At 55.7% G+C, this 23,637-nt stretch carries 22 protein-coding genes; all 22 read right to left on the bottom strand.

What is annotated here, in order from left to right; genetic code table 11:
• Positions 1-71 precede the first annotated feature (71 nt).
• The 22 genes from AC2TF6_RS24030 to AC2TF6_RS24135 all read right to left on the bottom strand — a co-directional run bounded on the left by AC2TF6_RS24030 (position 72) and on the right by AC2TF6_RS24135 (position 23,559).
• Positions 72-2,531 (bottom strand): alginate lyase family protein, encoded by a 2,460-nt coding sequence (locus AC2TF6_RS24030; RefSeq protein WP_491308828.1) that lies wholly within the window; start codon positions 2,529-2,531, stop codon positions 72-74.
• Positions 2,528-3,670, bottom strand: a complete 1,143-nt coding sequence (locus tag AC2TF6_RS24035) for a glycoside hydrolase family 88 protein (protein ID WP_491308829.1) — start codon at positions 3,668-3,670, stop codon at positions 2,528-2,530. The genes AC2TF6_RS24030 and AC2TF6_RS24035 overlap by 4 nt, the downstream gene beginning before the upstream one ends.
• A 274-nt stretch (positions 3,671-3,944) precedes the next feature.
• On the bottom strand, positions 3,945-5,537 hold the full coding sequence (locus AC2TF6_RS24040) for a response regulator transcription factor (RefSeq protein ID WP_491308830.1): 1,593 nt from the start codon (positions 5,535-5,537) through the stop codon (positions 3,945-3,947).
• Positions 5,530-7,269, bottom strand: a complete 1,740-nt coding sequence (locus tag AC2TF6_RS24045; RefSeq protein ID WP_491308831.1) for a sensor histidine kinase — start codon at positions 7,267-7,269, stop codon at positions 5,530-5,532. Before AC2TF6_RS24045 ends, AC2TF6_RS24040 begins: the two co-directional genes overlap by 8 nt.
• A 136-nt stretch (positions 7,270-7,405) precedes the next feature.
• Entirely contained in the window at positions 7,406-8,740 is a 1,335-nt protein-coding gene (locus AC2TF6_RS24050) for an ABC transporter substrate-binding protein (RefSeq protein ID WP_491308832.1), read from the bottom strand.
• 138 nt (positions 8,741-8,878) lie between these two features.
• On the bottom strand, positions 8,879-9,715 hold the full coding sequence (locus AC2TF6_RS24055; RefSeq protein ID WP_491308833.1) for a carbohydrate ABC transporter permease: 837 nt from the start codon (positions 9,713-9,715) through the stop codon (positions 8,879-8,881).
• 12 nt (positions 9,716-9,727) lie between these two features.
• Complete coding sequence (locus tag AC2TF6_RS24060) at positions 9,728-10,675, bottom strand: carbohydrate ABC transporter permease (RefSeq protein WP_009672143.1); 948 nt, start codon at positions 10,673-10,675, stop codon at positions 9,728-9,730.
• 343 nt (positions 10,676-11,018) lie between these two features.
• Positions 11,019-12,014 carry a Gfo/Idh/MocA family protein gene (locus AC2TF6_RS24065; RefSeq protein WP_491308834.1) on the bottom strand — a complete coding sequence of 332 codons (996 nt, stop codon included), beginning with the start codon at positions 12,012-12,014 and terminating at the stop codon, positions 11,019-11,021.
• Between the two features lie 572 nt (positions 12,015-12,586).
• Entirely contained in the window at positions 12,587-13,351 is a 765-nt protein-coding gene (locus AC2TF6_RS24070) for an ABC transporter permease (RefSeq protein WP_491308835.1), read from the bottom strand.
• A complete protein-coding gene (locus AC2TF6_RS24075) occupies positions 13,351-14,097 on the bottom strand; it encodes an ABC transporter ATP-binding protein (RefSeq protein ID WP_491308836.1) in 747 nt (248 codons plus the stop codon). Before AC2TF6_RS24075 ends, AC2TF6_RS24070 begins: the two co-directional genes overlap by 1 nt.
• 856 nt (positions 14,098-14,953) lie before the next feature.
• Complete coding sequence (locus AC2TF6_RS24080) at positions 14,954-15,565, bottom strand: flavin reductase family protein (RefSeq protein ID WP_491308837.1); 612 nt, start codon at positions 15,563-15,565, stop codon at positions 14,954-14,956.
• A 140-nt stretch (positions 15,566-15,705) separates the two neighbouring features.
• The gene (locus tag AC2TF6_RS24085; RefSeq protein WP_491311710.1) at positions 15,706-16,317 is read right to left on the bottom strand and encodes an alpha/beta hydrolase; all 612 of its coding nucleotides are present in this window, start codon (positions 16,315-16,317) and stop codon (positions 15,706-15,708) included.
• Positions 16,318-16,319: 2 nt separating this feature from the next.
• Positions 16,320-17,270 carry a ring-cleaving dioxygenase gene (locus AC2TF6_RS24090; protein WP_491308838.1) on the bottom strand — a complete coding sequence of 317 codons (951 nt, stop codon included), beginning with the start codon at positions 17,268-17,270 and terminating at the stop codon, positions 16,320-16,322.
• Between the two features lie 64 nt (positions 17,271-17,334).
• Positions 17,335-17,961, bottom strand: a complete 627-nt coding sequence (locus AC2TF6_RS24095; RefSeq protein ID WP_491308839.1) for a nitroreductase family protein — start codon at positions 17,959-17,961, stop codon at positions 17,335-17,337.
• 130 nt (positions 17,962-18,091) lie between these two features.
• Positions 18,092-18,823, bottom strand: a complete 732-nt coding sequence (locus AC2TF6_RS24100) for a pirin family protein (protein WP_491308840.1) — start codon at positions 18,821-18,823, stop codon at positions 18,092-18,094.
• A gap of 86 nt (positions 18,824-18,909) precedes the next feature.
• Positions 18,910-19,374 (bottom strand): MarR family winged helix-turn-helix transcriptional regulator, encoded by a 465-nt coding sequence (locus tag AC2TF6_RS24105; RefSeq protein WP_491308841.1) that lies wholly within the window; start codon positions 19,372-19,374, stop codon positions 18,910-18,912.
• A gap of 140 nt (positions 19,375-19,514) precedes the next feature.
• Complete coding sequence (locus AC2TF6_RS24110) at positions 19,515-19,874, bottom strand: hypothetical protein (protein WP_491308842.1); 360 nt, start codon at positions 19,872-19,874, stop codon at positions 19,515-19,517.
• 251 nt (positions 19,875-20,125) lie between these two features.
• Positions 20,126-20,392 carry an excalibur calcium-binding domain-containing protein gene (locus tag AC2TF6_RS24115; protein ID WP_491308843.1) on the bottom strand — a complete coding sequence of 89 codons (267 nt, stop codon included), beginning with the start codon at positions 20,390-20,392 and terminating at the stop codon, positions 20,126-20,128.
• 191 nt (positions 20,393-20,583) lie between these two features.
• Entirely contained in the window at positions 20,584-21,087 is a 504-nt protein-coding gene (locus AC2TF6_RS24120; protein ID WP_491308844.1) for a DUF3221 domain-containing protein, read from the bottom strand.
• 145 nt (positions 21,088-21,232) lie between these two features.
• The gene (locus tag AC2TF6_RS24125; RefSeq protein WP_491308845.1) at positions 21,233-22,579 is read right to left on the bottom strand and encodes a family 8 glycosyl hydrolase; all 1,347 of its coding nucleotides are present in this window, start codon (positions 22,577-22,579) and stop codon (positions 21,233-21,235) included.
• 330 nt (positions 22,580-22,909) lie between these two features.
• Positions 22,910-23,146 (bottom strand): hypothetical protein, encoded by a 237-nt coding sequence (locus tag AC2TF6_RS24130; protein ID WP_491308846.1) that lies wholly within the window; start codon positions 23,144-23,146, stop codon positions 22,910-22,912.
• A gap of 200 nt (positions 23,147-23,346) precedes the next feature.
• Positions 23,347-23,559, bottom strand: a complete 213-nt coding sequence (locus tag AC2TF6_RS24135) for a helix-turn-helix domain-containing protein (protein ID WP_016423834.1) — start codon at positions 23,557-23,559, stop codon at positions 23,347-23,349.
• Positions 23,560-23,637: the final 78 nt, after the last annotated feature.

The raw sequence follows: 23,637 nt of genomic DNA on the forward strand, positions 1-23,637 counted from the left end.
TCAATTCGTTATTAAGTTTTTTTCATCTATATCTAACGTTAAAGGAAAAATATTCCGTCCGTTTTTTTACGCTATCTTACGTTGATTGTTTCGATGCCTTCCGGCGTTTTTTTAATGAGCACAACTTCGCCGAAAATTTGAACGCCCTCCACGACGTAAGACATAATGCTCGTCGATGGCGTCTGGTGGCAGACCACCACAATATGCTGCTCCCCCGTACTCGTCCAAGTCAGGCGGCAGGCTTCTGCCGCGGAGTCGGGCACTTTGGCTCCGTTGTAGGTGAAGACGTCCGCCTGCTCTACGACCGGAACCTCCGTCTTTCCGGGACGGACCGGGTAAAGCACCTGCAGCATGGAAGCCGGGCCCGTCGAGCCGCAGGAGAAGGTTACGGCCGGAGCGGGCGTCATCTCGTTATACCGGTAGGACACGCAGGCGTCCTCCGTCCGGACGAGCAGCGGGCCGCGTCCGGCTGCGCCGATGCCCGCGGGTACCGCTCCCTCGCCGGGAGTGGGCACGGTGAGGGAGGCCGGGCCGCCCTCATCCGTTTCCGCCCGCGGCGATGTGTCGGCGGCCGCGTCCGTATGTGGCGGTGTGCCTGCCCCGCTGACGTCTGTGCCCGCCTGTGCCGGAGCACCGGCCGGCGTTTGGCCGGCCGTTATCCCCGCTTGATCGCTGCATCCGGTGCCTTGCTCATCTGCCGCCTCACCTGCAGAAGCTCCGGCGCTGTCTCCGCCGGTCCCCGGCCCCGTTTCCGTCAGAAGAGGCGTCCGCATAACCGGCAGCAAGTGCAGACCCGCCGCTCCGTCCTCCGTCGTAAAGCTGACTCCCCGCTCTTCGACGCGCACCTGGCCGGGCGCAAAGTGGAACCGCTGCTCGAAGCGATGCACGTCCCCGCAGTGGAAGCTGTCGGCCAGCAGCCAGTAGTCCGGCTTGACGAAGATCAGACGGCGTTTGGGGATAACGGGATCGGCCAGATGAAGATAGCCGTCGTGGCTGCCTTCCGCATAGTCGGCCGCAGGTCCCGATGACCACCGGGTTCCCAGCGGAGCCGCAATACGGCCGTAGTCCCACGTGTCGAGGTACTCCGTAAATTCTTTGCCGTCCACGAGGGTCGTGTTGTGGGCGGCTCCCAGCTTGAAATACCGGCGGAACTCATCCCCGCCGTAATACGTGTAGCGGCCGGGGTCCATCAGCAAATCCCGGCCGTATGCGCACAGATCCACATGCAGCATATCCGCATGGCCGTGACCGCCGCCCATCGGCCCGCAGTTCATGCTGGCGAACCGGGCGTCCGGCTCCCAATCCGAGCGCATGACATACTGCCCGGCTTCCTCGAACGCGCGGGATGCCGCTTCCGGCCGTACCGGCGTCAGGCGCTCGTAAGCTTCCGCCTTATGCAGGCCGTACAGCCACAGGTTCGCCAGATCCACGCGGGCGTGGCCGGCGTATTTCAGCTCCGCATCCCCGAACTGGATCGCGCCCGCGGTCAAAGCGTCGCGCATATCGTTGTCGTCGCTGTCGCCTTTCATCAGCTGCCTGCCGCCCGGCTTCACAGAATACAGATTCGCCTTCGCCATGCGCCTCACGGCCGAGATCCACTCGGGATACAATCCGATGCCGTTATTTTCAGCGAGGTGCAGCACGTGCATATATTGGAAGAAAACTTCATTATGGTAGAGCGGGGACTGCTCCCAATGCATGCCGTCCCGGCCGATCTGGAGCGCGGCCGTCTGCCGCAGCCGGTCGGCGCTTACTTCCAGCCAGAACGCCGCATTTCGGAACTCGGGCATAAATACGCCGAGCGCGAAGAGGCCCGCGTTTTCGAGCACGCCCCAGTTGCTGAGACGCCTCCAGGGATCGAAAGCCGCGGCAATATACTCGCCGTGCTCATGCAGCGATTCCAGCATCCGGCCGAGCAGCTCCGCCGTGAACCCCGGATAGTCCCGGAAGCACTCGTACGCCCGGATCCAGTTGATGCAGCGGAGCCCCGCCTCGATCGTCCGCCACGCCAGAGTGGCGGACGCTTCCGCCGGACCGGCGGGCACGGGATTGCGGCGCAGCCAGTCGTCCAGCTGCACGCAGAACGCTTCCGCGTACTTGCCGTCGCCCGAGACCAGGTACGCCTGTCCCAGATCGACCCAGTACGCATGCCGGTTCAGCATGTAAGCCCACTCCACATCGCCTGCGGGCACATGCTGCCAGTCGATGTCCTCCGCGAAGGTGACCGGAACGCAGGTCGGCTCCATGTCCCATTCCCCGCGGAAGAGGAACGTCTTCGCGGCAACGCGTTCGGCAGAAGCCAACACTTCCCGCATGTCTTCCCCGTAATGATTACGGACATGACTCACAAGGAGCTCTCGTTCTTCCCGGCGGATAAACAGCACCGGAGAGGTGCGTGTTTCGTAATGCCTTTTCAGCGTATGATAAGCTTCATTCCGTCTCTCTCCGCCCGGCTCCAAGAGCGCGGCGGCAGCGGCGGCAAGCTCCGGCTGTCCGGCATTCGACCCTTCCCATATCCGGCCGCTCTTCATCCTAAGGTCCGCTCCTTGCGGTCATACCAGTAGCCGGGAATGTTCCGTTCCATACGCATCAAGGCTTCCAGATAATAGTAGTCGCCCCACACCATAAAGTCATCGAGGCCGAGATTTCCCCGTACATGATAGGACCCGTGCTTAAGCAGCCCTTCCGCTTCGGGTTCGCCGGCCGTCGAATATTTTTGCACGAGAGAAGCAAGCGAACGTTCCAGCAGATCCGCGAACTCGGCCCGGTCCGGGTCATCCGGCTCCAGGAGTCCGATCAGCTCATGCAAACCCGCGGCAACGATAGCCGAAGCCGAGCTGTCCCGCGGCGTCTCCGGCGTTACTTCCGCATAGAAATCCCAATACGCCACGGAGTCCTCCGGCAGCTGGGACGCGAAGTAGCGCGCCATCCGCTTGGACGTTTCCAGGTACGCCGCATTGCCAGTATACCGGTACGACAGGGCAAATCCGTACACGCCCCATGCCTGGCCGCGGCTCCATGTGGAACCGTTCGTAAAGCCCTGATGAGTCGCGCCCCCGATCGGCTCCCCCGTAACCGGCTCGAAAAAGAACGTATGGTAAGAGCTGTCGTCCCCGCGCACGAGGAACCGTCTGCTTTTATCCGCCTGAATAACGGCGGTATTGCGGTATTTTTCGTCCCCCGTATGCTCGTAAGCCCAATAAAGCAGCGGCAGGTTAAGCAGACAATCGATAATGATGCGGCCGCCCTCTGTTTCGTCACCCATGGGGCCCCAAGCCTGAATAAACTGCCCCTTGTCGTTCCAGCGTTCGAGCAGCTTGTCGGCCGCCTCCAGCGTCAAATTTTTGGCGTCCTCGTCCCCGAGTAGGATCCACTCCGCTTTGGAGGAAAGCGAGTACAGAAATCCGATATCGTGATGGGCCAGCACCTTGTTCTCTTCCATCCGTTTTTTCATGCCGCTTACGGTGCTCCGCGCCGCTTCCAGAAACACTTCGTCCTTTGTATATTCGTAACAGAGCCAGAGCATGCCCGGCCAGAATCCGCATGTCCATTCGTCGTTATCCCGGAGTTCGTAACTGCCGCCGTCGCTCACGTGCGGGAACTTGTCGCCGAACTTCCCGATATTCCGGCGCGTTTTGAGCACCGCATCTTCAATTGCCGCCTTCCACATGGCCATTCCCCTTTCCCGTCTGAAAACCTGTCCTTTAACAATCTGAGTGTGATGCGTCCATTGTAACGGGAGCCGCACCTCCGACACAGGTGTGATTTTGGCAGGGATGTGCACTATTTTGACCTGGGGTCCCGCAGACGAAGCCCCCTGTGCACGGAAATTCGAGGCTAGGGCCGCAGCCCCGTTAAGGCACCGCCGCCGGTTCCGCAGCATGCCCGCGGGTCTCTCACAAGCCGACGAACGGTCTTTTTTACACAAAAAAAAGAGCACCGGGTTATCTCTCCCGATACTCTCGCGGCGTCCGGCCGGTGTACTTTTTAAACACTTTGGAAAAATAAGTCCGGTCCGAATAGCCAAGCTTGGCGGCAATCAGCTCCACCGGGTCTTCCGACATCTGAAGCGCCTTGCAGGCGATTTTCACCTTGTACCGGTGCGCGTAATCGGTGAAGCTCTCCCCCGTCAGGCGTTTGAAGTACCGGGAGAAATAACTCGGATTCATGAACAGGTGCTCCGCCACGTCGATCGAGCTCACGTTCTCTCCCAGGTGCCGGTAAATGTAATCGTCGATCACCTGCAGCTTCGGCTCTTTCACGGCAGGGGCGGCCCCCGTATCGGCTCCGATCATGAGCCGCTGAATCATCCAGCCGAAGACGGCGAGCGCATCATCGACGTGCATTGCCGTCTGCAGATACGGAATCCATTCGTCTTCCTCCGTGTCCGCGCCGGGCCGGGCCTGCTGAATAATCAGCTGGCGGGCCTTCCGGACGCACAGCCGGTTCAGCTCCTCGGGATCGGCCAGCTTGCCGCACGCCGTCCGGCGGATGCGCTCGATCGCCCCCTCCAGCAGCGCATGGTCGCGATGGGCCGCGGCCGCGCCTATGTCTTCCAGCTCCTGCCCGAACAGCCCTTCCGCGGGCAAATAGTACACCTCCGACCCGTCGTCGAACTTCGGCGCGGCATACCCCGAGTCCGCGTAATAGAAGCGGTACCGGTTCTTGACCATGCTCCGGAAGGTCGGGCCGGCCGAAGACAGTTCCAGCCTTGCCGGGCTGGTTAAAAACCGCAGGCCCACATGCAGAAACCGGTCGCACTTGTCCCGCAGATCGGCCGTGTAATCGTGCAGGTACTGCTTTTCGTTAAACGTCAGCCCAGGCCGGTAATTGAGCAGAATGACGAGAAAATCGCCCGTGTTGAAAACCGTGACGCCTTCGTACGTCTGGGCCACCTCGCACGCGATGTTGTAAACGCCGTAGCGCAGAAGCGGCATGTCCCGGCTCGCGTATTTTTCGGGAAGCCCGGCAAGAGACAAGTGCCCAAGCAGCAGCGCGTAAGCCGGATGCTTCCATTCCACTCCGAGACGCTCGGCGTATCCGAGCAGGCCGTCCGCCTCCGTTCCCTTGATCAGCCGCTGAAACAGAGATTCCTTCAGCAGATCCCGGTTGCGGTTTACGTCCTCCCGGTAAGACACCTGCTCCAGACTGACGACGGACTGCTGAATCCGTCCCACGGACTGCTTCAAGCTTCGGAGAAGCTGGTCTTCCGTCAGCTCGTCCTTGATGAGATAATCGTCGGCGTTAAGCAGCAGCGCTTGTTTGGCATAATGAAAATCCTCGTGGCAGGTCAGAAAAATAATCCGGACTCCCGGCTTGATACTGGAGAACTGGGCGGCAAGCTCCAGCCCGTTCATCTGCGGCAGGCCGATATCGGTCACGACAATGTCGGGCAACAGCTCCTTGAACATTTGCAGCGCCCGCACGCTGGAGTAAGTTTCTCCGGCTACGTGAAGACCGCACGCTTCCCAGTCAATCAGCTTGTGCAAATATTTCAGCATCGGCACATCGTCGTCGATCAGCATGACGTTATACATGGCTCTCCCCCTCCAAAGGTTGAATCGGGAATGACAGCCGCACTGTCACGCCCCCGCTTTCGCTTCGCTCCATTCCCATCTCCGCCGACATGCCGTAGGTCAGCCGCATACGCTGCAGCACGTTAAGCAGGCCGACCCGGCGGTACGAGGACTGCTGGTCCGGGTCTTGGCTTAGCACGGCCTGCAACTCCCGGAGCTGCCCGTCCGTCATTCCTCTGCCGTTATCGGAGATGCAGATCACAATCCGGTCTTCCGCGCGTTCTGCCGTGAGCGCAATGGAACCGCCCTCCTCCTTGTCGACGAAGCCGTGCACCACCGCGTTCTCGACGATCGGCTGGAGCAGCAGCATCGGCATCGGCTGTCTCTCGAGCTCGGCCGGAATCCGGACGGAAAGCTCCAGCGCGAGATCGTTTCTCATGTTCATGATCTCCAGGTAATGCTTCAAGAGCACGCTCTCGCTGCGCAGCGTGGACGGCTCGTTCACTTTCATATAAGCGCGGAGCAGACTGCTCAGCGAATCGATCATCCGCCCGTGCAGCTTATCATCCGACACGTACAGGCTGCATTTGATCGAATTCAGCGTATTGAGAAGAAAATGCGGCCGGATCTGGGCGAACAAGGCCTGAAGCTCCAGCACGCGCTTCTGCTCCTGCTCGGTTTCGATGCCGGCGATAAGCCCGTTGATCTCGTCGAGCATCGAGTTAAAGGAGCGGCCGAGATCGCTGATTTCGTCCCTGCCTTTATCCGGGAAGCGAATGCTGCGGTTCCCTTCCCCGAACTGATGGGCAATCCGCTGAAGCTTGCGGATCGGGCGGTGGAGACTGCGCGCCAGGAAGAAGGACAGCATCAGGAACATGATAATAAACACCGCTACGGCCATGGCGCTGACAAAGAACGTTTGCGTAATTTGTCCCGTTGCCGTTTTCTCCGGCGTCTCGTACACCAGCTTCCAGTTGCCCTGGGCGATGACCGCCTCGCTGCGGATATTCTGCTCCCCCTGTTTTCTCGGAAGCTCCTGCTCCGTATAAGCGATGGAGGCATTGCCCGCGATGCGCTGCCCGTTCTTCTCGAAAAGCGTAAACTGGCCGGAAGTCGACGACGAAAAGTACGGATCGAAGTACGTGCTGGAAATGCCGATCATCAGCGTCCCGAGCAGGCCTCCGTTATCCGTGTCCCGGATGACCCGTGACAAGTAATAATACGTATCCTTGTCCGGACCCGATCCCGCAACCGTTCCGAGCCATTGGATACTGGTCGGGTTGTCCAGCACAATCCGCGGCTTGACCGTCTTCCAGTCGCTCTCCATCTCCGGCAGCGTCTGCCCGCTCCCCACGTCCATATACGGCACGATAAAGCCCGTATCGTTAACCAGGAACAGCCGCACATACTTGTTCAAAGCATTAATCGACACTTGATCGTAACTGTTGCGGATTTTGGTGTACTTGTTGAAATCGTCAAAGGTATGAATACCGGTCATGCCTTGAATTTCGCGAAGGTTATCCCGGATCTCCACGTTTTGCACGTAGAAATGCGAAGCGAAAGAGATGTCGTCCAGCAGCTTCTCGATGTCCTTGGTCATCAGCTGCAAAATCGACTGGTTCGCCGCTTCCATTTTATCCATGGTGGTCCGTTTGATCGTGATGTAAGCGAGCGAGGATACGGTCACGATCGGCAGCAGGATGAAGATCAGGAACGAAAATTGAATTTTGCGGTAAAACGAACTCTGCAGCATGACGCTCCTCCTCTGTCCGGACCTTCGCAAGCGTTTTCGTACCGGGCGTTTTTTTCACTATACCAAGAACGTCCAAAAACGAGCTACGGCAAAAACCCCCAGTTCAGGAGGTCTTTGCCGCATAATCGTCCTTGAATTACTTTTTATTTTTCTCGATGACCTTGTTCGCTTCGTCTACCATCCATTTCTGAACGTCTTCCACTTTCTTGTTGTCCAGAATGAACATGCTGAATCCGTCGGTCAGGATTTTGTCCAGAGCAGCCGCGTAAGAAATGCTGTTCTTGGATGGCGGCAGGGCCTTAATGCCTGCACCGAATAGCGTGTACATCAGGGAATCCACATCGTACAGGTCCTTGTTCTGGCCGATCAGACGTTCCGCAAGCGGCTTGGCATCGCCTTTCTTCCAGCCCGGAAGCTCGGCGCGCGCGTCCGTCAGGTTCGTGGACATGAAGCGCATGAACTGGTAGGCTTCCTGTTTATGCTCGGAGCTTGCACCTACGGACATGTAGTTGCCCCCCATGAACATATCGGTCGAATCGCCTTTCTTTTGAACCGGTACCGGCGCGACGGCCGTTTTGAACGTATGCGGGAATTTTTGCGTATCCCCGATTTCGCTGATCATCCAGGAACCGGACAGCAGCATAGCCGCTTTCTGGTTAAAGAATTCCGCGCGGTAGTTCAGTTTCGCGCCAATGACGTCCGCGTAAGGCTTGGCCGTTTTGTCTTCCTTCTCCATCGCGCGGCGGAGATTGAAGAAATAGGTGTAGGTCGAGCTGTCGAAGTTCGTTTTGCCTTCTTCCGTCAGGAACGGATGCTGCATGTAAATTTGCGCGTCCGGGTTGGCGTACATCGGCCAGTTGTGGAAGTAAGCGCCGTAGCGTTTTTCCGTGCCCTCGCCTTTGTTCAGCTTCTTGGCGTATTCGCGGAACTCGTCCCACGTCCAGCCCAGTTTCGGAACCGGCAGACCCGCTTCATCCAGAGCGTCTTTATTCAGAAGCACGAAGTTGGTCGTGATGTTGTTTTGGATGCCGTAATATTTGCCTTCAAACTTCGGATTGACGAAGTATTCTTCTTCCGGCTTCACGTTGTCTTTAGCGTAAAATTCATCCAGCGGAGCCAGCACTTTGTTGGCTACACGCGTATCCAGCTCGCTGATGCTCGGGAACATGACGACATCGACTTTCTCGCCGGATGTCAGCAGGACGTCGAGCTTTTTGAGAGACTCCAGGGAGTTCCCCGGTACCAGAGAAATATGCTGAACTTTGATGTTCGGATATTTTTCCTGGAATTGATCGATATATTTCTTGGTCGATTGCGCCTGGGTTTCGTTATCCCAGTTGTAATACTTGATGGTGACCGGTTTGCCGGAACTGTCTTTGCCTGCGGAGCCTTCTTCGGACTTGCCGCAGCCGCTGAGAACCGTAATGGCCAACATGACGCAGATAAGTACCCATGCCGTCGCCTTTTTCATTGTGTTGTTCCCCCTCAACCTGTATGTTATTTCCTTTACAATCGGTATTATAGCCCCCGCGCTGGGCAAACGTTGTGCAACAATTTGACTACTTCTGTGAACAATTTTGACTCTGTGCACGATTTTGCGCGTCCGGCGCTATCCTTTCACACCGCCGAGGGCGATGCCCTTGATCACATGTTTTTGCAAGGCGATAAAAATAACCAGCAGCGGGATAATGGCGGATAAAGAAGCCATCATGAGTACCGCGAAGTTGTCCGCATAATCGTCCTTGAAGAGCTGAATACCAAGCGTAATCGGATAAAGTTCCTTGTCCAGCAGGAAAATAAGCGGCATCTGGTAGTCGTTCCACGTCCAGATGAATTTGATGATCGCGACCGTGGCGAGAATCGGCTTGCAGAGCGGCAGCATAATCTGCCAGTAGATGCGGAAGTAACCCGCGCCGTCGATTTTGGCAGCTTCGATGAAGTCGCTGTGTATGCTCATCATAAACTGCCGCAGCAAGAATGTGAAATAGATCGAGAACATCATCATCAGGATCAGCGCCAGATGCGTATCGTACAGGCCAAGCCAGCGGATCAGCAGGAAGCGGGGAATCAGCGTCGCCTGCTCCGGCACGATCATAAAGGTCAGAAGCAGCGTAAACGCGATATTGCGTCCCCGGAAGTTCAGCTTCGTGAACGAGAACGCGGCCATCGAGGAGATGATCAGCGTCAAGGCCGTCACGATGACCGCCAATTTGATGGAGTTAAAATAAAACAGGTGAAACGGGACAGTGCCGGCCCAGACGGCCTTGAAGTTCCCTAACGCGTTCCATGCCTGTGGAATCCACTGGATCGGGAAGACCATGACGTCCTTCTCGTATTTCATGGCCGCCGAGGTCATCCACAGGAGCGGAATGAGAAAGCACAGGGAGAACAGGCCGATAATCACGGTGTTAAACAATTTCCAGAAGTCGAATTTGCGCAGACTCATACGTGCTTCCTCCTATCCGTAGTGAACCTGGCGCTTCTGAATCTGCCAGGAAATCAGAGTGATAATGCCGACGATGGCGAACAGCAGCCACGAAATCGAAGAAGCGTAGCCCATCCGGAAGTTGCGGAAGCCTTCTTCGTAAATCCGGTACACCAGTACCGTGGAAGCGTTATTGGGTCCGCCGCTCGTCAAGAAGGCGATCAGATCGAATACCTTAAACGAACCCATCAGCAGCGTGATAAACAGAAACGTATTCGTCGGGCCGAGCATCGGCATCGTGATTTTATAAAACTTCTGCAGGGAGCTCGCGCCGTCAATGCTGGCGGCTTCGTACATATCGTCCGGGATTCCGGACAGGCCCGCCATATAAATAATGATCTGATAGCCCAGTCCCGCCCAGATGGCGATAATCGCGATGGACAGCAGGGCATACTTCGGATCGGCCAGCCACATCGGCGGATTGTCGATCCCCATGCTTTTCAGAAAGCCGTTAATCGGGCCCAGCGAAGGGTGGTACAAAGCGCTCCAGACCGCGCCGACCGCGATGATCGACGAAATGTACGGAATAAAAAACGCCACTTTAAAATAGCTCTGCGCGTACACTTTCGTGTGAATCAGCACCGCGAGCACCAGTGACAGCGCCATGCCGACCGGTACCGTAAGAACGGTGTAGATCAAGTTGTTTTTGATCGCGGCAAGAACCTTATCGTCTTGAAACATTTCTACATAGTTTTGCAGACCGACGAATTTGACGGAAGACATCCCGCCCAGCAGGTTCCAGTCGCATAAGCTCATATAAAGGGAAAATAAGACCGGGAATAAATACAGCAGCACAATGCCGATCAGCTCCGGGGACAGAAACAGCCAGCCTATCGTCGCTTCTTTCCTCCGGTGATTCCAAAACGGCTTCTTGGGAGCCGACGCGGCCGCCCTGCTCACATTCGAGCTGTCCAGTTTCATACTCAAGCACCTCTCTACCTTGATGGTACCTTCACTATACGATGGCCGGACGGACGGGACCGATTCGGATTCTGACCTAAATGTGCATTATTTTGACTTTGCTTTCGGGGGACGCCTGAAGGAACTCAAGGAGAAAAATGACTGCCGGACGGTTGCCGGAAGGAGATTGAGAAGAAGGGCCGGAAGAGGACGACCGGCTCAGATCCGAGTGTGTTTGAAAAAAACGGCAGCAAGATCAGTCTCGTCAACCTGACGGGAGAGCCTCAAATCCGCAGCAAATAACCACGGTCGCGGCGACCGTGGTTATTCCGGTTTATTACCAGTACCTGAGACAGCTGCTCTGTCACACGGATGTTTTCTCGTCCGCTGGGAACACAAGCCCGATTTGCCTGCGGGCTTCGTCCATAATTTCCATCGCGGTCAGCGAAACCTCGTGGGAATTGACGGCTGATTCCGTCTTGCCGTCCCGGATCAGGTCGATAAATTCCTGAACCTCGTAATACATGTTCCGCGCGATCTGAGGCTGCGTAAGATCCTCCACGGAGCCGTCCCTGTAGCGAATTTCGACTTTTTCCGGCTGGCTGATCTTGTCGATCACCATCGTGCCGTTCTCGCCCTGAATCTCCGAGGACTGATAGGAATGCGTAATTTTCGAATGCATGATAACGGCGTCCATCTCTCCGTACTTGAGCAGCACGCTGCCCTCTCCGTCCACACCCGACTCCAGCAGCATGCCGCCCGCCTTGACGGCGTCCGGTTTGCCGAACAGCTGTACGGCCGGATGCACGCAGTATACCCCGAGATCCATCATGGACCCGTTGGAAAAGACGGGATTGAACGCGTTCAGCACGGTGCCCTGCTTGTACGCGTCATAGCGCGAAGAATACTGGCAGTAACTGCCGAAATACCGGCGTACCGGACCGATTTTGTGAAGATTGTCCCGGATGGCCTTGAAGTTCGGAAGCAGCGTGGATTTCAAAGCTTCCATCAGCAGCACTTTGTTCTCCTTCGCCGCCTCGATCATCGCGCGGAGTTCCCGCGTATTGGAAGCGATAGGTTTCTCGCACAGCACATGCTTGCCGCCCTTCATCAGCACAATGGCCTGCTCGGCGTGAAAAGAATTGGGGCTGGCGATATAGACCGCGTCGAATTCGCCGCTTTGCGCCATGGCTTCCAGGTTCGTATATATATGCGGGATATCGAATTTGTCCGCAAATTGCCGCGCGCGCTCCGCCGTGCGGGAATAAACCGCGGTAAGCCGGAAGCCTTCCGATTCCCGACCGGCATGAATGAGCTCTTCCGTAATCCAGTTCGTTCCTACGACTGCAAATCTGATCATCCTCGTCTCCCTTTCTGTTGAAGCGGTATGTACGTGTTCTAGTTTATCATGGCCGGTACTATCGGCAAAATAGCGGTGGCTTGCACCACATGGGCTTCGATAAAAATGTGCTTAGGCTGCGAAATCGAGCGAAGAACAGAAATCTGAGGCAAAACGGCGACGTGCCGTCGATGCGCGGCCCGCTTTCAGACACGCGCCCGTCAAGCGGCTCGGAACCGCTCTGCGCAGCAAGCTGTTCGATCATCCGGCGGATTGAAGCCGCAGCGGCAGTCCCGTCACGGCACCGGCACAATGCTCACGAAAGCAGGTTCTGCCGGCGCCTCCCGGGCTGCCCGCCCATGCGCAAAAAAGCGCCTACCCGTCGGCTACCGGCGGAAGGCGCTTTTTATGTTTGTGGTCCGTACGCTTTGCGGCCCGGGCTGTATGCGACCGGAGCCGTTGTGAGGCTTCACTCCCGCATAATCAACCGGCTCAGCCGCCCCTTTTCAAAGAAGAAACGTTTCCGGTCGACTTCGCATTTACCGAAGCCGGGAGCAGAGGCCCGAAGCAGCGGAGAGGGCGGAACTACCCCTCTACAGCTTTTTCGCGTCCGGCACCCGCAGCCGCCCGTCTCCCGTAAACCACAGCGGCGCGCTGAGCAAACCGAGCAGCATGGCGGTCAGCGCCGCGGCCGAAGACAGCACGAACATGATCAGAATCTGATAGCGCACCGCCTCCACCGGGTCGGCTCCGGCCGCAATCATGCCGGTCATCATGCCCGGAAGCTGGACGAGTCCCGTCGTCTTCATGCCGTCGATCGTCGGAATCATGCCGGAGCGGACCGACCGCTTGATGGAAGCGTGAATCGCCTGCTTCGCGGTGGCGCCCAAGGCAAGCAGCGCCTCGATCTCTCCGCGGGCCGCTTCCATTTCCCTTTTCATCGCATTGAGAAAAAGGCCTGACACGATCATGGAGCTCCCTATGGTAATCCCGCTGATCGGGATAATAAACTGCGGAATCGCTTCGATGATGCCAAAACCGAGGAGCAGCGACATCGTCACGGCTTCCGTGCAGGCCAAAGCCAGGGCGATCCGGGTTTTAATGCCGGGAATCTCCTTGGCCCGCTTGCTCACGTTCCAGGTAGCGACCGCGATCATCGCCGCCACGATCAAGACCATAAACAGCGGATTCTTGGCATCGAACACCATGTGCAGCACATACCCGACAAACAACAGCTGCACGGCGGAACGTATCGTGCCGACGATAATTTCTTTCTCCAGCCCCAGCTTCTGCCTCATGGACAGCAAAATCGTCACGGCCACAAACACCAATGTGCTGGCCAGCGCAAGATTGGACATCAACACTCCTCCCTTTCCCGGTCCAGACGCGAGATAAAGCGACGCGCCTGCTCGGTCGAAGGCCCCCCGAAGAATTCTCCGGTCTTCGCCGACTCCATCAGCCGCCCTTCGTCCATAAACCATACGAAATCGCTCGTTTGAGCCGCCTGTTCCAGATCATGCGTAATCCAGACAAGCGACGTGCCGCCGCTTTGCGACCAATCGACGAGCAGGCGTTCAGCCGCCCTCTTGCTGCCGGGATCGAGCGACGCCGTTACCTCGTCGAGCAGCATCACGTCCGGCTGAAGGAGCATAGCCCGGACGAGAGCCGTCCGCTGCTTTTCGCCGCCGGACAAATCTCCGCCCTGCTTCGCCCAGTCCAGCCCCTCCAGGCCGAGCGTGGCCATATACCTCTCTGCGAGTCCGCGGTCGAACGGGGTTCCGTGCAGCCTGCTCACCGTCTGTAAATTCTCCTCCACGCTGCCCGGCAGCATAACCGGCTGCTGGGCGACGTAGCATATTTTTTGGCGCCACTCCTGCGGCTTCCAGCCGTCCGAGTTTTTGCCATGAAGCTGGAGCTCCCCTTCATCCGGCCGGTCGAGACGGGCCAGTATGCGGAGCAGCGTCGTTTTTCCCTGCCCCGACGTCCCGATCACCGCAACCCGCTCGCCTTCCCCCACCTCCGCCGAGATATCCCGGAACAAATAATCGGAGGGACGGTCGTGCCGTTTTTTTGAAATACCGTGCAGAATCAGCCTCGTACCCACTATGTAACACTCCCTGCCGCAAACGCCTCAAGCATCCGCTAGTCGTTATCCCCATTATAGCCCGGGACGGACCGGACGAAAATACACGGAGGGAAGGCAATCGTTCCGGGGGAAGCGTTGGAGCCGCGCTTCAACCTCACTTTAACCCGCTCTTTTCTAAACACAAGAGAAAAAAATCCGTGTAACGTTCAGCAGGCAATCCGGACTTATGCCGAATTGCACTTGATTATCCGCCTCAATAAACATAGGCTGTTAAGGATGAAGCTCATCAACTAACCGTTTCGTGAAAGGAGCCGGAGCAGGATGATCCTTTTAAACGGCAGGCTGCGTAACATCTCTCCTCTGCGAGGTCAAAGATGAACAAGATTTGCGTACACATGCGACCTGTTATAGACACCCGCACACGCTTATAATTTGGTTAAATTCACCTTTTACAGATGAGCATGGTACTTCCGCTGTTCCGTGCAAAACAAAAGCTGCGGACCTTTCCGGTTTTCCCAGCAAAGACCGCAGCTTTTTACCTTTCCTATCACTGTTTCTCCAGCTGAGCGGAAGTCAGCCTTTCAACTACAGAGTTTCGTCTGGCCAATGGCTCCAACTACACTTCATTTCAATAGAGCACATATCCGCCAGCGCTTTCCCACAAGATTTACCCCGCTCTAACTTCTCATCCACGTACAGTTCCCAGCGTGCTTGCAGTGTGGCGTCGCAGCCAACGGAGGTATTTCCTTCGGCCGTCTAAAGCGGCCCGCGGCGACTTGGTTGCGGCTGTTACCGACGGGTGTTACCGCCGCCTGTCGCCCTAGCCGTCACCGCTTAGCTGTCGCCGCCGCCCGTCTGCCGTCACCACCCCCGCTCACTCCGGCCGCTCCAGCGAGAAAATCTCGCCGAGCTTGCTGTAGCTGCTGCCGGCGAGCCGGCTGACCGGACGGAGCGCGGCCGGGTCGATGCGCCCTCCGCTGTACAGCTCGTCGGCGATGTGGAAGCGAACCACGCGGCCGATCAGCAGATCGCACGCCGGCGCCGACTCGATGCCACCGAGCGGGATCGACCGCTCCAGCACGCACTCCATGCGGATCTTCGCTTCAGATACGCCGGGCACGGCGATTTTGCCGCTCTCGACGAGCGTCAGTCCTGCAAGCTCGATCTCGCTCTCATCCGGCAGCAGCCCGGCCGCCGTCGCATTGATCGCGTCGATGTACGATTCGTCGCTGATGTGAACGACGAACGCGCCCAGATCCCGTGCGTTGCGCGCCGTATCCTTCGGCTCTCCGTTCTTCCGCTGGACGGAGACGGAGATCAATGGCGGGTTCGCCGCCACGATATTGAAGTAACTGAACGGTGCCCCGTTGACGACGCCTTCTTTGGACAGCGTCGTCACGAACGCGACCGGCCGGGGAATGATGCTCCCGATCAGCAGCTTATACGTCTCGCGTTCGCTCTGGCTTTCCGGATCGATCTCAATCATATTCGCTCTCTCCTTTCCCGCCCGACTCTGCTTCTGGGGCAGGACTGTGACACCGGCGTGGCAGTTCCATTAGGCGGCGCTTCCTGCCCGCAGGATTCTTCGGTTACGCCGGGACCCTGATCCGTGCCTCGCACGCAGCCTCAGCCCTTAAAATGATCCGCAAACCACTGTGCTGCGGCGCCAACTTCCGAACCCGTCAGCTGGTGCCCGTAGTTCTCCCAGTGAATGTCCACTTCGGCGCCCGCCGATTCCAGCAGATTCTTGAGCTCTTCCGTCTCGCCCGGCGTGCAGAGCGGATCGTTCTTGCCCGCTCCGATAAAAACGGGCAGACCCGCGGAATCCGGCAGCTCGATTCCTCTGCGGGGCACCATCGGGTGATGGAGGATCGCTCCTTTCAAAGCCTGCTTGTAATGGAAAAGCAGGCTGCCCGCAATGTTCGCCCCGTTGGAGTAGCCGACGGCAACGAGATTGCCGCGGTCGAATCCGTACTGTTCCGCCGCCTCGTTCAGAAACGAGTAAAGTTCCTCCGTACGGAATGCGAGATCTTCTTCGTCGAATATGCCCTCCGCCAGCCTGCGGAAAAAGCGCGGCATCCCGTTTTCGAGCACGTTGCCCCGGATGCTCAACACGGAAGACTCCGGCGAGATGCGCTCGGCCAGCGGAAGCAGATCGTGCTCGGTTCCTCCCGTCCCGTGGAAAAGGACCAGGACAGGCGCCGCCGGATTGCTTCCTTCACGATACACATGCTTCATCGTCATTGTTTATCCGCCTCCAATACACGGACTTCGATAGGAGGAAGTCCCTTCTGAATAGTTGCCCGGTGAGGTTCATACCACTCCGGCAGCACAAGCTCTTCGCCCAGCGCCTCGAACGGTTCGTCGCGCGTGAAGCCCGGAGGATCCGTGGCGATTTCGAACAAGATTCCGCCCGCCTCGCGGAAGTAAATCGCGTTAAAATACTGGCGGTCGATTACCGGCGTAGGCTCGAATCCGTTCGTCTGGACATGATCTCTCCAGTCCTCGTGGTCTTCGAAGTCTTTGGCCCGCCAAGCGATATGATGGACCGTACCCGATCCGCCCGAGCCTTGAGGCACCACGTCTTTTTTGATATCCACCACGTTGCCGATGTCGCCTTCCGATACGAAACGGACCAGGCCGTCTTCCTCGGCGGTTCTTGTCAGCCCCATAACATGCTCAACGGTATGCATCGTGCTTTCCGGCACCAGACTGTACAGTACCGCGCCGCCGAAGCCTTTGATCGCTTTGTCGGCAGGCACGCCGCCGAACGTCCATTTGCTCTCCGCTCCTTCCGCGCGCTCCACCAGCTCGAGCTCCAGGCCATCCTTATCCTGGAACTGGATGTACGTTTCCGCGAAACGCTCCGTCTCTTGGAACGGAATATCCAGCTTCCGCAGCCGCTCTTTCCAGAAAGGCAGCGCTCCCTGGGGAACCGCATAGGTCACGATGCCGACCTGTCCGCCTCCGATACGGCCTTTGCGCGACGTTGCCCAAGGGAAGAATGTAATAGCCGTGCCCGGGCTTCCCGATTCATTTCCGAAATACAGATGATACACTTCCGGCGCATCGAAGTTGATTGTTTTTTTCACGAGTCTAAGACCGAGCACACCCGCGTAAAAATCAACGTTCGCCTGCGCGTCTTTTACAAAAGCGGTTATATGATGAATGCCTGCTGTTTTTTTCGTCATGATTCAGCACCTCTTCGGTTTTAATATAGGTTGGCTTTACAGGAGAAAATTAGTCGGGAGCTTCTCAAAATGAGTCCTTGCTTACGAATTCGCCGACCGGCTTGCGGTAGCCCCGCGGCCTTTGGCCGGAAACGTCTTCCTTGCCTATGGCAATGAGCAGGGCCGGTACATACCGGTCCGGGATGTTCAGCGCTTCGCGCATCGCGTCCGGATCGAAGCCGATCATCGGGCAGGTGTCCCACCCTCTGTCTTTGGCGGCCAGCATGAAGGTCATCGCCGACAAGCTCGCGTTGCGGATCGCTTCGTCGCGTTTGAACGCTTCGCCTCTATCCTCGTAGAACGCCGTGACCGCTTGGATCGTCTGATCATATTCCTGCTTGGTGATCACGCCCAGATTCAGCAGCCCTTCGTTGATCTTACCGGCCTCGTGATGGGCGTCCATATGACCGAGCACCAGAATCGCGGCCGACGCCATTTTTACCTTGTATTGCTTGTTAGCGGCCTCATATACCCGTTCCTTTACCGCGGGATCCTTCACGACCACGTAATGCGCATGCTGCAAATTAAAAGCCGACGGCGTATATTTGACCAGGCTGAAAATGGCATCCAGTTCCTGATCCGGCAGCTCGACACCTTTCACGAATTTGGTGGCCGATCTGCGTTCTTTTAATACCGTTTCGAAATCTTTCATGATAATCTCTCCTCTATTTCGGCAGTGGTAGGTTTGCGTCTATATCAACCGTCAAGCGGATGCTTGCGGGAAATGTATGTCGGTCGCGCCGGGACTTATTTTGCGGGTATCATGCCGGACAAAAGATCGCTTACGGCAGGTCGATCAGCATGAGACGGGCTCCCGTCTCCGTATGCAGGTCGAGCCGCTCTTGCTCCGTAATGCGCGCCGCGTCCCTGCGGGAGAGCTTGTAAGCGCCGTCCGCCGTGGCTGAGCCTTCGATGACGAAGACGTACATCCGTCTCCCCGGCTTCTGGCTGAAAGTCAGCGTATGTCCCGGCTCCAGCTCGGCCAGATAGAGCGTCATATCCTGATGGATGCGGGCCGGCTTCATCCCGTCACCGTCGGCACCTGCGGCGGTTTCCCGCGACCGTCCCGTTACGACGGGGACCCATTCGTTACGCCGGGTGTCCAGGTCGTAGGAAGCCTGCTCATAGGAAGGGGTCAGCCCTTCCTCATCCGGGGTAAACCAGAGCTGGAGCAGCTCCACTTCTTCCGAAGCCGAAGGATTCGTCTCGGAATGCTTGATGCCGGTCCCTGCGGTCATCCGTTGGACCTCTCCCGCACGCATGATTGTTTTGTTGCCCAGCGTGTCTTCGTGCTGAAGCTCTCCCCGGAGCACCACCGTCACAATCTCCATTTCCTCGTGCTTATGGAAACCGAAGCCTGTCAACGGCTGCACCCGGTCATCATTGAACACCCTCAGCGGCCCGAACTCCGTATTTCCCGGATCGAAATATCCGCCGAATGAAAAACTGTGGCTCGTATACAGCCAGCCGTGATTTCTCGTAATGCGCGCCAGCGCTCCATGTACTTTGATCATGAGAACCGCTCCCCTCATCCGAATGAACTCCACATGAAATCTTAAATTTGATTATCTTAATTTTAAGATAGTTGCCAAAAAAATTTTTAAACCTGCTTTTGAGCCGCCGTGCCCAGCTTTTTGATCAGCCCGATCGCCAGCTTCTTCTCTTCGGCCGTCAATCCGCCCATGCTCGCTCTTACAACCTTGGCATGCTCGGGAAAAATATCGTTAAACAGCGCCGTACCCTGCTCCGTAATCTCCGCATAAGTCACACGGCGGTCACTCGGACACGAGACGCGTCTCAGAAGCTCTTTCTTCTCCAGTTTGTCGATGTTGTAGGTGATGCTTCCGCTGGTCACAAGAATCTTGTCTCCGATCTGCTGAAGCGGAAATTTTCCTTTATGGTACAAAAGCTCCAGTATGGCGAACTCCGAAGGAGACAAACCGTGTCTTTTCATATCCTTGACCGAGCGGTCCATAATGACCTTCTGGGCTTTCGAAAGGACGACAAACAATTTAAGCGCCAAGTCGGTTTCTTCATTTACCAAAGTGCTGTCCTGTTCTTGCATGCGGTTCACCGCCGTTCCGTTGATATCTCAAATTTAAATATCTTTAATTTAAGATAAATATACACCTCTTCGAAAGAGGTGTCAAGCACATTCGCCATATCGGTCCGAAACTTTTTTGCCTGCATAAATAACACAGGCGCCTACTCCGTCGAAGGCCCCAGCGGGATGCGGTACTGCGAGCATTCTTCCACGATATGCTCCCCTTGCGAATAAATCCAGCGGAAGCGGAAGTGACTGCCGCCATAGCCCGTTTTCTCGCGGATATCGGGCACGACTACCGTCTCCATATTGTCCAGCAGCGTCCGCTGCATATCCGTCAGCCTCTGCTCGTTTGCCTTCCGGCGCTCCTCCGCTTCCTCTTCGGACGGCGAAGTCTGGAGGTAATACTCGCGGCCGACCTCTTCGGCGCTCCAATCCTGCGGCAGAGGCGCTCCCGAACCGCGAAATATTTCCTTCACCGTTTCAATCCAATCGTTGTAAAGATCCATTTCTACTTTCAAAATCGGGTCCCCCGTTCTTCCGGCTTTACCGGTTGTCCCTATGATTTTACCCTATTCCGGGGCGTTTTGGACAGAGAGCGGGACGCATACTCCAAATAGCACCGAATTGTGCCGCCTCCGCGGCGGCAAGCTGAAGAATTCTTAACCGGATACTCGGCTGCGAAAGATTCCAAGCTATAATCCGCATTCATTCCAAAACCGGCTTGTATCAAATAAAAAAGAACCCTTCCCCGCGGAAAGGTTCCACTTAATCAACGCTCGCAGGCAATCTGGTCTTTGTCCCGGTCCAGCTTCTTGTTCGCGTCGTAGAGTTCTTTGGAAACGTAAGGCTTGTACTTGGTTTTGCCGCCTTTGTTCTTGGTCGAATCCGAACGGGCGACACCGCCTTTATAGTCTTTGTTGAGTTCCGTGCAATTTTTGTAAGTCTTGGCCGCTTTTGCCGCCGCGTGATCGCTCAAACCGAGAGGCAGGACCACAAACAAAGCTGCCGCAAGTACCGCCGCTAATTTTTTCTTCATCCTCGTTATCCCCTTATGAACGAAATTTTCACGATACAAACCTATCATAAAGGGTCAGGTTATTGTTTCCAATACGTTTTGAGCCTTGTTAGCTAAAAGTTTCATAAAGTTTATACGGCGGTGTCCAGCAAAGCCGCGAATTTGCGCGTCGTCCCAGCGGATGAAGTGAGTCGGATTAAACTTCCTCCAAACTATCCCCGATCCTCGATAACAACCTCGATATCCTTATAGAGGCTATTGTCATAGAGAGTCACATTCCAAACTTTCTTTTCATTGTCCAGAGAGATTTTCTTCACAATCGGGATGCGGGTCTTTTCCAGCTCGAACGCTTTTCGAAGCGCCTCCTCAGGCTCCAGAACCGCGCCTTCAGGCTTCTCCGGTTTTTCTTTAGAGAGGAAGGTTCCGCTTGTTTGTCCCGGATAGGACGTCATGATAACTCCTATAGTCTCAACCGTAACTTTCTCACCTACGTTAACTTGATCCGCAATTCCCGCTATCCAATTCGCATCATAAACTTTTTCGTTACCCAATAAGCCATTTTCCGTATCGCTCACAAGCAGCGCCCGATTCGCCTTCGTATCCTTTTGCACCACATATCCGGTAAAAGTACCTTTTGACTGTTCCTGTTCCGGACTACTTGCGCATCCCGTCAGAACGACCAACAAGAGCATAACTGGCAGGACATTGCGGAGCATTGGACTCCCTCCCTTTCGTTCTTTTATTCCCATATCCTTACAGACTCCGTTTCTTCAAAAAAAGTTTCTCTTCATTCATTCTTCTTCTCTGGTGTAAAAAAAACATAAAAAAGATGCCCGGGATCGGGCATCTTTCTTTGATCGTTTAAGGCGTCCACCAGTTGCCGGACACCATAATCATGCTCAGCACGCGGATGCTGTTGTCGTAATAGTAGCTGTCGGAGGTCGGCGAGTTCACGATATCGCTCCACACCTTGTTCAGCCACGCCTGGTTGGACGAATCCACCATCGCACTAACGGCAAAAGGCGCGGTGAACGCGATCGCGTGATCCGCTTCGATCACCTTGCCGCTGAGCTCGTAGCCCGAAGCGATCTTGGCCGGGTTGCCTCCGGTTGCGGACTGGATCCAACTGTTCATTTTGCGGACCTGGCTCAGCGCCCGGGTATCCCCGCTTATGAGGTAGTCCGTCGCGATCCGCCAAGGCGTCCGGCAGGAGTTCCAGCTGTAGTCGTTGTCGGTCGGCTCCTCCAGGTAACCTTCCGGCGCCGGCGCGTAAGTGCCGTCCGATTTGCGCACGATGAAGTCAGGAAGCAGCCCCGTATTCGGGGAGTTGTTTTTGAACACCGTATTGATCACATTGTAAGTCGTGTCCGACACTTTATCCCAGTTGGCATTGCCCGTGGCGGCCTTAAACGCCTTGAGATGATTCATCATAAAATCGGACGCGCGTGTGCCCGGACCGTACTCGGGATCGCTGTCGGAGGCCCAATCGCCCATCTTGAGATGGAAATACTTCGCGTGCACTTCACGCTTCATGATGGCATTGATAATTTTCATGGCTTCGCTCTTGTAGTTGACCGTTCCCGAACTGCCCCACTGCTTGTCGGCAAGCAGCAGCGCGTACGCGATATCCATATCGCCGTCCGTAGCCGCATCGCTGCCCGAGGTGTCCACGATGTTGCCTGAAGAATCCTTCGCCTGCTGCCACGCCATCAGAGCCGGATCGATCGAACTCGGGTGAGCTTTATAGAAGCGGTAAAGCCCGTCGAAATACGTCTGGGCGTCGGCATCGTGACCCGCCATATAAGCGGTGATCAGCATGCCGTATCCATGACCTTCCGAGCAGGAAACGACGTCCTTCGGTTTCGTTACGATTTTTTCTTTATTATAAAATACGTAGTACTGGTTTGAAATCTTCGGATGCTTGACGAGGTATCTCGATTTCCATTCGTCATATTTCGTTTTGACCTGTTGATCGAGCTGGGCCTGGGTATAATTGTTCGGTTTGATCGTGCCGGACGTATACGAGACATGCTGAGGGAACGGTTTTAGGGCGGCTGCCGCGACTGCGTTAACAGCCTGACTTTGTACCAGGGTATCTTCCGAAGCGGATGCGGCCGGTATACCTTGAGCCCCCGCCATAACCGGAGCGGCCACCAGGCTGCATAACAAACAAGCGGATGCGGTGAATCCCAGTAATGTTTTCTTCATCGTTCATTCTCCTCTCTGATTTGCACTGCGTATGAATCGGACCAGCAACATCCCCGCCCTTTCGCGCGGGCCACCACCTCCCGGAACGCATCGGCCAGACCACACTCCACAGTCCGGTACATAAAAGTTAAAGCGCTTTAACTTTTGGCCGTAAAAAAACAGCTGTCCTTACCTGACCCAACAAATTCGTTAACGAAATTGCGATTTTCAGAGTAATGCGGCAGCTGCTGCGTTTTAATCCCTAACTAAAACTATAAGCGCTTTCAATTTCCTTGTCAACCATAATTTAGAAATCGCTTTATGATTCTTTTGTAAATATTTGTTATGTTTTTAACTTTCCTTATTATCCGGGCAAGCTTCGGCGGCAGATACGGCTTCGATCACATCCGTAAAGGAGATCCCTAAACAACTCCGGACGATATAAGCCGATTCATTAAAAGCTTCCGCTTTATGAGCGTACCTTTTGGCTTGTCCTTTATATCCCAGGGAATCGTAGAGTTTTGCCGTTAGCTGATATTCATTAGCTTGATTAAAAAGCAGGACACACATTTGAAATGCTTTCTCCAATTCTTTCAAGCCTCCAGTTTTCAATTCTATTTTGGTAAAGTTGAGGGGCCAATCCGTTTGACGCCTTCATAAAAATACCGGTTGAAATGAAGCCTTAATTCACCGATACTTTACAATAAATGGGATTCACAACACTCTGATCATACACGATTTGTATAGTTATGTCTATACAAAATAACCGGAGAAGAGCCGACATAGGCTCATCCTTCATGGAATTCGTAAAGCTCCTCCATATGGCAGTCAAGAGTGAAAGCGACTGTGGCGGCCGCATCGAAAGACATCTTCTCCCGATCGTTGACCCAGTTGGAGATTTGATGCCTCGAATAGCCCGTCCTCCGTGCCAATTCAGCCTGTTTCATCCCGGCCCTTTGAAGCAGCAGCCTAAGTCGGCAGTTCCCGCGGGTGTATGCCAACCTTTATTTCTCCCCTCAGTAATTCATGATGTTGGGTTCATTGTATCATTCACGTCATTAATAAGTAAGCGTGCCGAC

This window comes from Paenibacillus sp. JNUCC 35 (genome assembly GCF_058269095.1).